Source organism: Niastella soli (genome assembly GCF_017742245.1).
GTDB lineage: Bacteria > Bacteroidota > Bacteroidia > Chitinophagales > Chitinophagaceae > Niastella > Niastella soli.
Genome location: NZ_JAGHKO010000024.1, coordinates 165885 through 180331 on the forward strand (window position 1 = coordinate 165885; position 14447 = coordinate 180331).

Consider the following 14447-nt stretch of genomic DNA (forward strand, 5'->3'; position numbering starts at 1 on the left):
CTGGCATGAATCTGAAGTAGTTATACCGGCCATACAGGCCAGGCGCAGACTGGGTGTATATGGTATATGACATCCGTGACCGGTTGGTGTTTACCCAGGACGGAAATATGCGAAGTGGCAGTAAAGGACAATGGATGGCGACCTTGTATGATGCAACGAACAGGACGGTGATGACCGGTATGATGACTGGTTTCACCAGTAACCGCGATGTATTACAACAAAATGTAAATAGTCAAACAGTAGCAAATTCCTCATCATTGGGAGTACTGGATGGCATAACGATAAACTCCAATCCTCTTCCTGCAGGTTATAACTTTACTGCATTGACAAAAACGTATTATGATAAATACGATTGGACAAATAAAACCTTTATAGACGGGTATAATAGTTACCTGGACGCTGGTAGTAATCTGCATCCCTTAACAATGCAGTCTATAGCGCAAAAATCTACAACAGGTTTAATTACAGGTTCCCAAGTGCGGGTTATTTCAGATCCTGGTAACCTGGCTGCTGGCAACTGGCTGGCTACAGTAAATTTTTATGATGACCGTAACCGGCTCCTACAAACAAACGGGGAGACCTTAAAGGGAACTGATATTGTTACCAATCTCTATGATTTTACCGGAAAACTATTGAGCAGCTACCTTGATCATGCCAATTTCCAGGGTGGAAACCCTTTCCATTTACGTGTAAAAACCAATACAGAATACGATCATGCCGGACGGGTAAGGGAAATATGGAAAATAATAAACGATGAAAGCGATAAAAAAGCGCTGATTACTAAAAATGAGTACGATGAACTGGGGCAATTAGTTCACAAGGCGCTGGGTCATAAGAAAGACATATCGGGAAATTATACAGCTATTGCTAACGACCCATTGGAAGTGTTAGATTACAGTTATAACATCCGTGGCTGGTTGACGGGTATTAATAAAGATTATGTCAATGGTGTGGCCACCCCGAATAGGCAAAACCCCTGGTTTGGGATGGAATTGAATTATGATAAAGGATTTGATATAAGCCAGTTTAATGGAAACATTGCCGGTACCAAGTGGCGTAGTAAAGGAGATGGTGAACGGAGGGCATATGGATATACATATGATCAGGCCAATCGGATAGTAGGCGCCGACTTTACACAGTTTAATGGAAGCAGTTATGCTGATCATCCTACCATTCAGTTTGATATGGAAATGGGAAATGCAGTGAGGGGATTACCTGCTTATGATGAAAATGGAAATATTAGGTCAATGAAACAAAAGGGCCTAAAATTAGGAAGCAGTTCCGTGATCGATGAGCTGGAATATAATTATAATAGTGGTGGGAATAAGTTAAAGTATGTAAAGGATTGGGCTACTAATCCATCAGGCACTGTAGGCGGCGACTGGGGACTGGGTGATTTTACGGATAAGAATGACAACAGCAATGATTATGGATATGATGTAAATGGAAACATGATTGTTGACCTGAATAAAAAAATGATCGGTACCCCGGATATTGATCAGGCAATTGGCGCAATCACTTACAATCACTTGAACCTGCCCTGGCAAATGCAGATAGATGGGGGCAACAAGGGAACTATTACTTATACCTATGATGCTGCCGGGAATAAATTAATCAAAGCGGTTTTAGATAAAAGCGTTGTGGGTAAAACAATTGCCACGACTACCTCTTACGTGGGTGGTATGGCATATGAAAGCAAATCAACCAATCCTGCCGATCCTAATGACTATATTGATAGACTGCAGTTGATCAGCCATGAAGAAGGCAGAATACGATTTACTCCGGCTAGTGGGACCGCTTCAGCCCAAGTGAATTACGATTATTTTATAAAAGACCACCTTGGCAATGTCCGTGCGGTATTAACGGAAGAGCAAAAACAGGATATTTACCCGGCTGCTACGTTAGAAAATGTCACCTATAATAATGGTACTGCTATTTCAGTGGAAAGAGATTTTTATACTATTGACGCCTCAAAAGTAGTTGATCAGGCTGCTGCCTCCGGCATTCCGGTATATCCAAACAAAAATAGCGTTTATAACAATAATTATTATAGTAATGATTCGGCTAACAGTACCAGGTTGTATAAGCTAAATGCTTCTGGGAATACGCCGGCCGACAAAACCGGCCTTGGGTTTATATTGAAAGTTATGGCCGGTGATGCCATTAATATTTTTGGCAAATCATATCATAAGATGCCGGTAGCAGGGTATACCTCATCTGTGAATGGGGCTATCGTTTCTGAAATAATTAATGGTTTTGCTGGTACCTCCTTAATCTCCGGGAAGGGAATTACGGGATCGCAAATAACCGGGCAACCGGGATTTCCTACTTCCCTTGGCCAATTAATAGGCAACCAGCCAGATCAAAGCTCAAGCCGGCCAAAAGCAGGAATAAACTGGATCATACTGGATGAGCAATTCAAATGGGTAGGCGGCGGCTTCGATATGGTGGGAGCGGCAGTTAATCCCGATGGAACATTTAAAACGCATGATAACAATACTATTCCTACTATTAATATTCCGAAAAATGGATACATTTACGTGTACTGTAGCAATGAAAGTCAGTACGATGTGTTCTTTGATAACTTACAAGTAATCCATACAAAAGGACCATTAGTTGAAGAAACGCATTATTATCCTTTTGGGTTGACAATGGCGGGGATAAGTTCAATCTGGTTATTATGAAAATAAATACAAATTCAATGGGGGAACCGAGTTGCAGAATCAAGAGTTCACAGATGGAAGTGGGTTGGAGTTGTATTCTACAGATTTTAGAAGTTATGATCCACAAATTGGCAGATTTCATCAAGTTGATCCGATGGCAGAAGAAGCTGAGCGATTTTCTCCATTTGTTTTTGCGAATAATTCCCCAATTTTATTAAACGATCCCAAAGGTCTTCTTTCTGACAGTTCACATCCTGTGGTTTTAGCACCAGTTACAGTCACTGCTACTTTTCAGAAAAAAGAATCGGATAATAGAGGGGCAGGAACGTTTGCATTTGGAGGAGCCATACCTTTAGGAGGTGGTGTTGCAGAAGGTGTATTAGGTGGAGCCGCAACGAGTTCCACTGGAATTGGCGCTTTAATTGGAGCTGCTGTTTGGGCACGGGTTAAAGTTGGTGAATTTGCAAGAAAATTTGAAGAAAAAAGATTCTACGTTACATATTATAAAGTTGGGCCTGGAGGCAAGATCTATGTGGGACGATGTAGCGGTTATGGTAAAACTGCTCAAGAGGTGTTAGATAAGTATGATAAAACCCATAGGATGAATGCAGCTGGTTATGGTCAGGCAGTAATGGATAGGAGCATAAGCGGAAGTGTATTTTCAAAACTCGAAAAAGCAACCGGAATGCCTGCTATGCCCGGTTTGGTAGATCCTGGCTCAGAGGTGATTATTACCGAAATTTCCGGTTATGCTGCTATAAGGGGACGGGAACAACAACTGTATGCAAGTTATAAAAATGCCGGTGCTTCCATGGGGAATATACAAAATCCAGTTTGGGAATATAATCCTTTAAATGCAACTTATTACGCTGCATCTAATTTGGCTTTTGGGCCATTGGTGAATTATAATGATTTGTACAAATAAATTAATAAAAAATGGCCGTAAAATTAAAGGTAGGAGATCTGATAAAAATCCCTTTTAAGGAAGGATGGCATACATATGGACGAGTTCTTATAGATGAATCCTTTGCTTTTTATGACTGTCCTTCAAAGGATGAAAGAATCGATTACGATAACATTATTAAATGTGATATTCTTTTTACAGCGCATGTAAACTTTTCAACAATCAAAAGCGGTTATTGGACTAAAATTTTGAACATTCCATTAGAGGGTAAATTGGAAAATTTCTACCCAAGGTATTTTACTCCTTCGCCGACTAGTGTTGAAAATTTAAATTTCTATGAAGTATATAAAGAAGAAATTGAAGATGCTATTAAAAAAGATTGGATTAAAACAGGTAAGATACAATTGGCAGGCACTCATGATCGAATTCATGTAGAATCAAGAATAAATGATTATTACAATGGCGTAAGGAATGTACATAACGAAAGGTTGATCGCGTTGTTTAAGAAGATGTTTGGGTTAGGGTAGTTTTGATATCCATCACTGGAAACGGAACAAGTATCAAATCCAGATCAAATAAAATGCATAGATTCTATTGGCAGTTAAGTTGTTCTAGTTAGTATATGGTCTGACAGTTTGAGGATTTTTTTTAGTAATTCTAGGGAATCGGATTAAATAGTTTATGCTGCAGGTGGAAGATCTTGCAGCATCTTTTGTTTAGATAAAGGTAAGGGTTCTAAAAATATTTGCATTGGAGTTCGTTCATAACAGTATTTGCCAGGGTGAGTACGCTGATTATTATACTCATCTAGCCACAGGTCAAGATCAGCTTGTAATTTGTCGAGTGTGTTGGGGAATTTTTTTCTGAAGGTAACTGTGTAGAACTCTTCTTGTATGGTTCTGTGGAATCGTAGTGGTATAACGAAATCAATGAAATAAGATTAGCCCCATTTACTTGATCATTGCTTAACAAAAAAGAAGTCATTGATTTTATATTAATTAAATTATAAGACTCCAACGAATCTGCTTGTAACCTGTAACCACCCAAAAAAATTACTCAGAATTGTCGTTTCGTTACTACAGGTTCCTAAAAAGCTTGCCAATTCGTTTTATTTGCTATCGTGCCTCGTATAGCTTCTATGTCTTTCCAGGATTTATAAGGTAGCTTGTATTTTTTTTTTGTTATATAATCGCTCCACCTCCAAAATGCGATAAGGCTAATTGGCGTAATTCTATAAAGCAATGTGTCCTTTTTTTGAACAGATTTAAATGCCTGAAAATTGTCTAAACACAATTCATAGTTTCTGCCTGAAATATTTGCCTCATCAAATGTAAATGTGCCTGTTGCGTTACTGTATAGTAGATCTTCTGGCCCAAAACCAATGTACGGGCGGTAAATTAATTATAACAATTACTACAACTGCAAAAACAATTATTTTCTTCATTTACTTGAACCTGCCCTGGCAAATGCAGATAGATGGGGGCAACAAGGGAACTATTACTTATATCTATGGTGCTGCAGGGAATAAATTAAGCAAAACGGTATTAGATAAAAGCGTTGCGGGCAAAACAATTACCACGACTACCTCCTACGTAGGTGGCATGGTATATGAAAGCAAATCAACCAGTCCTGCCGATCCTAATGACTATTTTGATAGACTGCAGTTGATCAGCCATGAAGAAGGCCGAATACGATTTACTCCGGCTAGTGGGACCGCTTCAGCCCAAGTGAATTACGATTATTTTATAAAAGACCACCTGGGCAATGTCCGTGCGGTATTAACGGAACAGCAAAAGCAGGATATTTATCCTGCAGCTACGCTGGAAAATGTTACCTATAATAATGGTACAGCTATTTCAGTAGAAGATGACTTTTATAATATTGATGCTTCAAAGGTAGTTGATCAGGCTGCTGCCTCCGGTATTCCGGTATATCCTAACAAGAATAGCGGATTCGGCTAACAGCGCCAGGTTATATAAGCTAAATGCCTCCGGAAATACACCGGCTGATAAAAACGGCCTTGGGTTTGCGTTAAAAATAATGGCTGGCGATGCTATTAATATTTTTGCCATATCATATCACAGGAAGCCGGTAGCAGGGTATACCTCATCGGTAAATGGTGCTATTGTTTCTAAAATAATTAATGGTTTTGCTGCTACTTCCTTAATCTCCGGAAAGGGGATTACTGGCTCGCAAATAACCGGCCAACCAGGATTTCCTACCTCTCTTGGCCAATTGATAGGTAACCAACCTGATCAAAGCTCAAAGGCAGGAATAAACTGGATCATACTGGATGAGCAATTCAAATGGGTAGGCGGCGGCTTCGATATGGTGGGAGCGGCAGTTAATCCCGATGGAACATTTAAAACGCATGATAACAGTACTATTCCTACTATTAATATTCCGAAAAATGGATACATTTACGTGTATTGTAGCAATGAAAGTCAATACGATGTGTTCTTTGATAACTTACAAGTAATTCATTCGAAAGGGCCATTGCTGGAAGAGACGCATTATTATCCTTTTGGGCTGACGATGGTGGGGATAAGTTCGAAAGCATTGAACTTTGGAGAGCCTGAGAATAAGAAAAAATTTAACGGAATTGAGAAAGAAGATGGTTTAGTTATTGAAATTTATGATGCGCAGTTAAGAGAATTAGATCCGCAATTGGGCAGATGGTGGGAAATTGACCCGAAGGTTGAAAACATGGAGAATTGGTCGCCGTATGCTTCCAATTATGATAATCCAATAAGGTATAGTGATCCGTTAGGTGATGTAGGGCAATCATGCTGTGAAGGATTAGTAAATTGGCTTAGTGATAGATGGGAAGCAGAGAAAAGAGGTGTTTGGCTTGTTGGTAAGGCTTTAAGTAATGCGGTAGATCAGGCATTGGAAAATGCAAAGGATAACTGGAATGCAGGTAATGACCCTATACATAAATTTGCAGCTGATCCTCTAGCAGCGGTGACGGGACCTGTCGGTCCAGAATTAAATGCTGCTGAAAATATCATTGGAGCAGAAGTTAGGGCTACGGCTTCCGAAGCTAACGCAGCAATTGTAAGAAAATTATTGCCTGATATCAAATGGCATGAATCTTATATCGAGTATAAGAATAATCAGAGTATTGAAAAAAAATTCAAAGAAAATAAAACATTTAATATGATTTGGGAAATAACAGAAAGTTATTTTAAAAATTCTGCAGATAGCGAATATATCATAAAAATCGCAGGTAGAAGTGCAGAATTTCATGTCATTAATAAATTGCTTATTGATGCGCCAAATACAAAAATTGAGGGAATTTCGCTTACTAAAACAGTGATAGCACGTTGATATTTTTTGCATTCCTGTTGCTACGATAATGATTGTCTAAACAGAGAATGCTTCTTTGATTAATGAATATATGATACTCTTGCTGCCTTACAACGTTTTTTCAGGGACGTGAAAATGGGTGATATAATTATCCCGTTTGGATTAAGCGGTGGCGGAATTAAAATGGTGCTAAAAATAAAAATATCAGAAAACTCCGGGATTATTCGGAGTTTTCTATTTTATAAATTTTCTCTCGATTAAGGCCCGCCATAATTTAAGGCATAGGTTCGAAATCGAACCTGGCGACAAGAGGGGCGGCAGCGCCTGTATTAAGACCAATTTTAGTACCAGTTGGATTATAATTATGAATAAAAAGTATTATTTTTTTTACTTGGAAATATCTCTCAGGAATGAAGATGATTCAAATATTTATGCTTACGAGAATGTGTCTCATATTCCTACTGAGAGGCTAATTGAAATATTTAAAATTAATCTTGCAAAGGATCCATCATTAACTGAAGGATATTTCTTAACCAAAACAAATTACAGAAAGTATAAAAAATATATTAGCGAAAACATTGGCGAGGTTAATGTAGATGTTTTTGAATATTGTTTAAGACAATATGCTAGTGATGATTTTAACTCCATCAGAAAACTTTATAAAGAGGATCTGATGGAATAATCGAAAGAGGTTGTTTTTGACAAAATGAAGTGATTCCAAAAGGTAGGACGGATTTATAAAGATTTAAGCGGCTTAAGTTCGGTACTGTACTGGGCTCAAGCCGTTTAGTTTTTGTTTAATTCTGCCGTTATTGTAGTTGTGAATAAAAGGAAATGCAAAAGCTTAATGGTTCGAAGACTTATGGAATAGCACATAATGAAGATGCATATGCCGTAGAAGAAAAAATTACCGGTTACAAACGCGATCCTGCTGGATATAAAGAAATTGATTTTACAGTAAAACCGGGCAATAAGGTAAGCGGTACTTTTGAAGGTGTTTATAGGAAAGGAAGTGAAGAAAGGAAAATTGTGGTGTCGGTCACGAACTCAAATGTGAATGACGTCACTGAGATAATAATTAAAAAATAGGATAAATGAGAATTATAGTCTTTTTTTTAAGTTTCTTTTATTTTGGTAAAATGGATGCCTCAGCGCAAAATAAAGGCGTGTTCAGTCCAACAGATAGCGTTAATAAGTTATTTCCCTATCACTTTAAAATATTGGATAAGGCTGCAAAAAAAAAGTAAGGTTGATACTATTTATTGTTGCATGGCATCCGTAGATTTTATGGAACGGTATACTCAAATAGAGCCTGGTACTATGGGAAATTATTTAGGCAGGTTAGGTTTTACAAAAGTAGCATTAAAGCGATGGCACGAATGGTATGACAAAAAATATAAAGTAGGGAACTACTAGTAAAAGGCCGCAGTTCACATTACTGCGGCTTTTATTTAATAAGCGCCTGCTGGATTCTATTAAAGGAGGGAAGCTGATGGTCACTAGCATGGTCGCCTGATCGAATGTAATCGAATAGGGCGCCTTTAAAACTTTTTGAAGGCTGGAGTCGCGGTTGAAGTCAAATCCTTCCAAAATGCTTAACACCCCCCTTTGGAACCTTGCGTTCACCCCGTTCGTTTACCGGGTCGCTTTGTGGTACCTTGTACATGCTTTTGGAAAGTCGACCGGAAGCGTAGCGGTGGGCTGTATTGCGTAAGCCAGGTGATATGCCATGGTGAAGCCAGCGAGCGGCTCTGCCTGCACGGGAAAACTCAGCAGTATTTTCCCGGCTGCATTCAAAAGCCGGATCGGTAAGCACGCGTTTGCGGTTTAATGGTGTTTTCTTCCTCTTCATATCGAACGTTAGGTTTGATAGTCCTTGTTAAAGCTATCGCATAGGCATACAATATAGCCATTTTCCCGGTGATAATCCCATCCGAATGCCATAGGCTATGGGATTCGGATGCTATTTTGCTGGCATTTTGTTGAGAGATGTAGTGGCTATACTAGATATTTACAGGGATATGCGGGGTATATTATATGGGGACAGCATGGGAAATATCAGTTAGAGATAAGTGAAAATCAGTTATCGCCTCTTTTAATATACCCATACGCCTTTGAAATTCAAGGGCTGCAATAAAGTGGCTTTGAAGTGAACGCTGTTGAAATTTTAGTAAGTTCAGAAATTATAAGTTCGAATCCAGCTGTCCCGACTAAAATTTACGAGCCCTTTCAAATCATTGAATTTGAAGGGGTTTTTTGGTTCGAAGTATTCTTGTTAAAATAGGGTTTTCATAAATTCAGGACAAGGTGAAATCATGGGGCATTTTTTGTATCTGTTTATTATGGCCTGCCCGTTACTGGCTTTTTCCTTTGTAGGCTTTTTCAACAGATGTTAAATCAAGGATGTCAGCTTTCATAGCCAGAGTTCCAGCACCCACTTGACGTGCTGCTTCCTTTAAAGTAGTTTCATCACGGCCTGTGCCCTGGTTTACATTTTTGAATAAAAATGCTATTTAAAGCGAAATCAATCCGGTCCCCATTATTATCCTACTTTTGGCACCCCTCGTAATCCCTTTTTCAATCCTTCTTTGTCTAAGTTTGAACCTCTGCTACCTTCTGACGAAAATCATATCTCATCCAACCAAAGTCAATTAATGGGAAAATAAACCCACCTACTTTTATAAGCAATAAAGCCCCCCCTGTAATGAGCAATAAACTGGTGAAGTTTGTATTGACGTGTTTTTTATGCATCGGTATTGTGGCACTTATTGGGTGGCTCATTCAATATTTTCAATCGTAAAAATCATTCTCATATGAAAAAGAATATGGGTACAACCGACCGTATTATTCGCATATTACTTACCGCTGTTTTTGCATATCTTTATTTTGCAGGTATTGTTACCGGTACCGTTGGCCTTATATTGGTTATACTGGGAGGTGTTTTTGTACTCACAAGCCTTGTTAGTTTTTGCCCCCTCTATACCCTTTTTGGGCTTAATACCTGCCCGGTAAAAAAATGATTTACGTATGAGTAATATAGGTCTGGCTGTTGCTGCGATATTATTATTTTCCTGCAACAGTATGGCTCAAAAAAGCAATTTATCTGTGCAGGAGTTTGAAAAAGCCATTGGGCAAAAAGACATACAGTTATTGGATGTAAGAACACCAGGTGAATATCAGTCGGGGCATCTTGCCAATGCGTTCCTGGCCGACTGGACCAACCAACAGGAGTTTATATGGCGGGTAACTGCTCTTGACAATTCAAAACCGGTATATGTATATTGCCTGAGTGGTGGGAGAAGTGATGCGGCCAACCGGTGGCTACACAAAAATGGATTTACCGCTTACAGCCTTTCCGGCGGCATTAATGCCTGGCAGAAGGAAAATAAACCCCTGGTAATTGATAAACCGGTGGAGCAAATGAGTAAGGAAGCATACTTGGCATCCATACCAAAAGATAAAACCGTGTTGGTTGATTTCAGTGCTCAATGGTGCCCGCCCTGCAAAAAAATGGAACCGGTATTGGAAAAACTAGAAAAAGACCATGGTTTAAAATTCACTTTGTTAAAGATAGATGGCGGATCTCAAACTCAATTATGTAATGCTTTGCAGGTTGATGCATTTCCTACATTCATCCTTTATAAACAGGGAAAACCTGTATGGAGAAAAACAGGTATAGTTGAAATAAAAGATTTTATAGATCGGTTATAACTTACAAAATGAATTCAATATAAAACATTCGCGAGTGGTAATCAATACTGATCTGTTTTGCAGTCACCAATACATCTCTTTGGCTTAAAGAAACCGGTGATCAGTATCAACGTGCCAAATAGAATGGCAGGCCAGCCGCCTTCTTTTACATACGTAAAACCAGTACTAATAAAAAGAATTCCGAGTAACCACCGCAGCAACCTGCTGAACCAGATAATCATTTTTACATTCTTGTTCATTTTGTTTTATATCAGTTTTAAGTGCGTAAGTATATGTGTTTACTTGAAAAGAAAGCGCCCTTTTATTACAAAGATAACACCGGTCAGTAAAGTGCTGTCAACTCTTTGACAAGGATGTAAATCCCCATAGCAAGCACAAACCAACCAAATGCTTTTTTTAGGCTGTCGGCTTTGACCTTCCGGTTCAGATAGCTGCCCAATAATATTCCCACAATAGCGAGTGACGTTACTGTTAACAGCAGGGACCAGTTTATCCCTTTATCGTTCAGGTTACCGGTGAAACCTAAAAGTGAGTTCAGTGCTATCACCAGCAACGAGGTGCCAACGGCTTCTTTCATAGGAAGGCGCAGCATTAATACCAGCGCCGGTATCAGCAAGAAACCTCCACCTGCACCCAGTAAACCTGTTACCAGGCCAATACTGGTGCCAAACAGCAGCAGTTTTCTAATACTGATTCTTTTATTAACTGCTGCCTGATCTGTACCGTTCGCTTTATTACGCATCATGAATACGGAGGAGATAAGCATGAGTAATGCAAACAGCACCATGGTAAGCCAGCTTTCCGTTATCACAACGCCATGTATGGAGGCAATTTGCTCCGGAATAGCAGGCACCAGCCATTTACGAGTAATAAAAACAATTGCTACAGAGGTTGCGGCAAACAATAACGCCATCCTTATATTAACTGTGCCTTGTTTGTACTGCCTGGCAGCGCCCACAAGGCTGGTAGAGCCAACAATAAATAAAGAATAAGAAGTAGCTGTAATTGGCGAAACGCCGAACAGATAAACCATTACAGGCATGGTAAGTATGGAACCACCACCGCCGATCAATCCCAGCGAAATGCCTATAAGTAAAGAAGCGAAATATCCCAAGAGGTGCATAGTATTTATTTAGGGTAAAGGTCGAGGGCTTTGTCCAGGCTGTAAGTGATAATAGTCACTACGCGTTTTTATGCCTTTAACAGGTTGTGTAATAAAAGTCACATAATGTGTATGTTAAAAGGCGATATTGCTATCCTTGCATAAGGATAGCTGCCTGCACCGTTATTATACTAAGCTGACTACTGACTGAAATTAAAATCGTAATTTAATATCATGGAAGAACACAATACTTTACGGCAATTATTTCCCGGCCTTGAGGAGGAATTGTACAACGAAATAGATCAGCATGGAGAAGTACGTCAGGTACCAGCAGGCATTACCCTCCTGCGTAAAGGACAAACCATAAGATCAACTATGCTTATACTTGAAGGCATAGTGAAATTATACCAGGAGGATGAGGAGGGCGATGAGTTCTTTATGTATTACATAGAGCCTGGTGAAGCCTGTGCCGTTTCCATGGTTTGTACCTACCGGCAGGAGAACAGCCAGGTGCTGGCCAAAGCAATGACCGATGTTACGGTGCTTACCATACCTATTCAATATATGGATGAGTGGCTGGGCAAATATAAAAGCTGGCATTATTTCGTTCTCAGAACGTGGCGTTCCCGTTATGAAGAGTTGCTGAATACAATCAATGCCATTGCGTTTAAAAATATGGATGAGCGCCTGGAATTCTATATTAAAGGACAGGTTGAAAAACTGGGTCGGCATATAAAACTTACTCACCAGGAAATAGCCACCGACCTCAATTCTTCGCGTGAAGTGATCAGCCGTCTAATGAAAAAAATGGAGAAGGATGGTTGGCTCATTATCCACCGCAATTCCTTTGAATGGATAAAGCCCTGAATATATTTTCATGTGTGACAGGCATCACCTATAGACTCTGGTGCATTCATCATCTTTGTGCTAACAAAAACAATAACGATGTATTTTCAGCACATTTATGATAAGACCCTTGCACAAAGCAGTTACTTTATCGGTTGTCAAAAAGCCGGCATTGCTGCCGTTATAGATCCTAAAAGAGATGTAGATACTTACCTGGCAATTGCGCAGGAACAAAAAATGCAGATCACCCATATTCTGGAAACACATATTCATGCCGATTTCCTGACAGGTTCACGAGAACTGGCAGCTCTTACAGGCGCTGTCATGTATCTGTCTGATGAAGGCGGGGCACACTGGCAATACGAGTTTGATCATGTTGGCCTAAAAGACGGCAGTCGCATTCAGTTAGGCAACCTGGAATTTGAAGTGTTGCACACCCCGGGACATACACCGGAAAGCATCAGCTTTTTATTAACAGATAAGCCCGCAAGCAGTGAACCTGTTATGTTGTTTACCGGCGACTTTGTATTCGTAGGTGATATAGGCAGGCCCGATCTGTTAGAGAAAGCGGCCGGCCTGATAGGCACACAGGAAACAGGTGCACATCAAATGTTCCTGTCACTCAAAAAATTCAGTGCATTACCCCCTTATGTGCAGGTTTGGCCTGGCCACGGCGCCGGCTCAGCTTGTGGCAAGGCTCTGGGTGCTGTTCCTTCTACTACCACCGGCTATGAACAGGTGAGAAACTGGGCTTTCAGGTTTGAACAGGATGAAAACGGGTTTGTACAATATTTGCTGGCCGATCAGCCGGAACCGCCCAAATATTTTGCTATGATGAAAAAGCTGAACAAGGTGAAGCGGCCCCTGCTTACGGAAGTGCCTGCACTGAAAAAGCTTGACGTGGTTTCTTTAAAGCGGGGATTGGATAAAGGCTACAAATTGATAGATACACGCGATAAAAATGTTTTCGCAAAAGGATACATTCCCGGCAGTATCAATATACAGAACAATAACTCTTTCAATACCTGGGCCGGTTGGTTCCTGGATTATGAAACGCCCTTTATCCTGCTTGCCGATCCTGATCAACTTGATGATATTACCCGAAAACTGATGCGCATTGGGCTTGATAATATTTACGGTTATATTCCTTCCATAAAGGTGTGGGAAGAAGAAGACGGCAGACTGGAGCAGGAACCGGTTATTTCAATTGATGAATTTAAAACGCTTTATCAAAACAATGGCATTCAGGTGGTAGATCTGCGTGGCGCTACAGAGTATACAGCAAGTCATATAAATGGAGCCGACCATGTATTTATCGGTTCCCTGCCAAACAACCTCAACAAGATCAGTAAAGATAAAAAAGTGGTGATCCATTGCCAGGGCGGTGACCGCGCTACTATAGGTTACTCGTTGTTGGCCCGCCAGGGTTATAAGAATATATTGAACTTTTCTGAAGGAATGAATAAATGGCTGCAGGAAAAAAATCCTGTTGTACAGTAACGATCCAATGATACCGAACACTTATAAAAGCTCTCCTTTGCAGGAGGGCTTTTATTTTGTATTTCGTTGTGTGACTTCTGTCATTTATAGCCCCAGGACACCAGTGTAGTTTTGTGTTCTAAATAAATTATTATGCGTTTAAAAGAAATAGTAAATGCCGATGCCCTGTTTGTTGACGTAAGAACGAAAGAAGAATTTGCAATCGGGCATCTTGATGGGGCTATAAATATTCCATTGGGTGAAATTGCACACAGAAAACAGGAAATAAAAGAATTAGGCAATATACCGGTGATATGTTACTGTCGAAGCGGCAACAGGAGCGGATCGGCGGTGGCATACTTGCAGAAAGAAGGTTACACCGGGGTTTACAATGGTGGCAGCCTGGAAGAAGTACGTAAACTGAAAAAATAGA

At 40.0% G+C, this 14447-nt stretch carries 16 protein-coding genes; 12 read left to right on the forward strand and 4 right to left on the reverse strand.

Annotated elements, in window-relative coordinates; genetic code table 11:
• Positions 1-59: 59 nt before the first annotated feature.
• The 6 genes from J7I42_RS33490 to J7I42_RS33515 all read left to right on the forward strand — a co-directional run bounded on the left by J7I42_RS33490 (position 60) and on the right by J7I42_RS33515 (position 7558).
• Positions 60-2684, forward strand: a complete 2625-nt coding sequence (locus tag J7I42_RS33490) for an RHS repeat domain-containing protein (protein WP_209144635.1) — start codon at positions 60-62, stop codon at positions 2682-2684.
• Positions 2685-2715: 31 nt separating this feature from the next.
• A complete protein-coding gene (locus J7I42_RS33495) occupies positions 2716-3588 on the forward strand; it encodes an RHS repeat-associated core domain-containing protein (RefSeq protein WP_209144637.1) in 873 nt (290 codons plus the stop codon).
• A gap of 11 nt (positions 3589-3599) precedes the next feature.
• Complete coding sequence (locus tag J7I42_RS33500; RefSeq protein WP_209144640.1) at positions 3600-4094, forward strand: Imm26 family immunity protein; 495 nt, start codon at positions 3600-3602, stop codon at positions 4092-4094.
• Between the two features lie 816 nt (positions 4095-4910).
• Positions 4911-5528, forward strand: coding sequence for a hypothetical protein (locus J7I42_RS33505; protein WP_209144642.1), 618 nt, complete (start codon positions 4911-4913; stop codon positions 5526-5528).
• Positions 5529-5607: 79 nt separating this feature from the next.
• The gene (locus J7I42_RS33510; protein WP_209144644.1) at positions 5608-6897 is read left to right on the forward strand and encodes an RHS repeat domain-containing protein; all 1290 of its coding nucleotides are present in this window, start codon (positions 5608-5610) and stop codon (positions 6895-6897) included.
• A gap of 343 nt (positions 6898-7240) precedes the next feature.
• Positions 7241-7558, forward strand: a complete 318-nt coding sequence (locus tag J7I42_RS33515) for a hypothetical protein (RefSeq protein ID WP_209144646.1) — start codon at positions 7241-7243, stop codon at positions 7556-7558.
• A gap of 72 nt (positions 7559-7630) precedes the next feature.
• On the opposite strand, the gene J7I42_RS35820 is transcribed toward J7I42_RS33515, so the two are convergent.
• Positions 7631-7702, reverse strand: coding sequence for an IS3 family transposase (locus tag J7I42_RS35820; protein ID WP_209145198.1), 72 nt, complete (start codon positions 7700-7702; stop codon positions 7631-7633).
• A gap of 8 nt (positions 7703-7710) precedes the next feature.
• On the opposite strand from J7I42_RS35820, the gene J7I42_RS33525 reads away from it, so the two are divergent.
• Positions 7711-7965 (forward strand): hypothetical protein, encoded by a 255-nt coding sequence (locus tag J7I42_RS33525; protein ID WP_209144649.1) that lies wholly within the window; start codon positions 7711-7713, stop codon positions 7963-7965.
• Positions 7966-8452: 487 nt separating this feature from the next.
• On the opposite strand, the gene J7I42_RS33530 is transcribed toward J7I42_RS33525, so the two are convergent.
• Entirely contained in the window at positions 8453-8728 is a 276-nt protein-coding gene (locus J7I42_RS33530; RefSeq protein WP_209144651.1) for a hypothetical protein, read from the reverse strand.
• A 961-nt stretch (positions 8729-9689) separates the two neighbouring features.
• Here J7I42_RS33530 and J7I42_RS33535 point away from each other — a divergent pair.
• Both J7I42_RS33535 and J7I42_RS33540 read left to right on the forward strand, forming a co-directional pair.
• Positions 9690-9896: a YgaP family membrane protein gene (locus J7I42_RS33535; protein WP_209144653.1), complete on the forward strand. Its 207-nt coding sequence runs from the start codon at positions 9690-9692 to the stop codon at positions 9894-9896.
• Between the two features lie 7 nt (positions 9897-9903).
• Positions 9904-10587, forward strand: a complete 684-nt coding sequence (locus tag J7I42_RS33540; RefSeq protein ID WP_209144655.1) for a thioredoxin domain-containing protein — start codon at positions 9904-9906, stop codon at positions 10585-10587.
• A 41-nt stretch (positions 10588-10628) separates the two neighbouring features.
• Here the strand turns inward: J7I42_RS33540 and J7I42_RS33545 are convergent, their stop codons facing one another.
• Both J7I42_RS33545 and J7I42_RS33550 read right to left on the reverse strand, forming a co-directional pair.
• The gene (locus J7I42_RS33545) at positions 10629-10826 is read right to left on the reverse strand and encodes a hypothetical protein (RefSeq protein ID WP_209144657.1); all 198 of its coding nucleotides are present in this window, start codon (positions 10824-10826) and stop codon (positions 10629-10631) included.
• A gap of 83 nt (positions 10827-10909) precedes the next feature.
• The gene (locus J7I42_RS33550; protein WP_209144659.1) at positions 10910-11710 is read right to left on the reverse strand and encodes a sulfite exporter TauE/SafE family protein; all 801 of its coding nucleotides are present in this window, start codon (positions 11708-11710) and stop codon (positions 10910-10912) included.
• Between the two features lie 213 nt (positions 11711-11923).
• Between J7I42_RS33550 and J7I42_RS33555 the strand changes: the two genes are divergently transcribed.
• From J7I42_RS33555 to J7I42_RS33565, 3 genes are all read left to right on the forward strand, one after another.
• Positions 11924-12556, forward strand: a complete 633-nt coding sequence (locus J7I42_RS33555; protein ID WP_209144661.1) for a Crp/Fnr family transcriptional regulator — start codon at positions 11924-11926, stop codon at positions 12554-12556.
• A 78-nt stretch (positions 12557-12634) separates the two neighbouring features.
• The gene (locus J7I42_RS33560; protein WP_209144663.1) at positions 12635-14035 is read left to right on the forward strand and encodes an MBL fold metallo-hydrolase; all 1401 of its coding nucleotides are present in this window, start codon (positions 12635-12637) and stop codon (positions 14033-14035) included.
• A gap of 132 nt (positions 14036-14167) precedes the next feature.
• Positions 14168-14446, forward strand: a complete 279-nt coding sequence (locus J7I42_RS33565) for a rhodanese-like domain-containing protein (RefSeq protein WP_209144665.1) — start codon at positions 14168-14170, stop codon at positions 14444-14446.
• Position 14447: the final 1 nt, after the last annotated feature.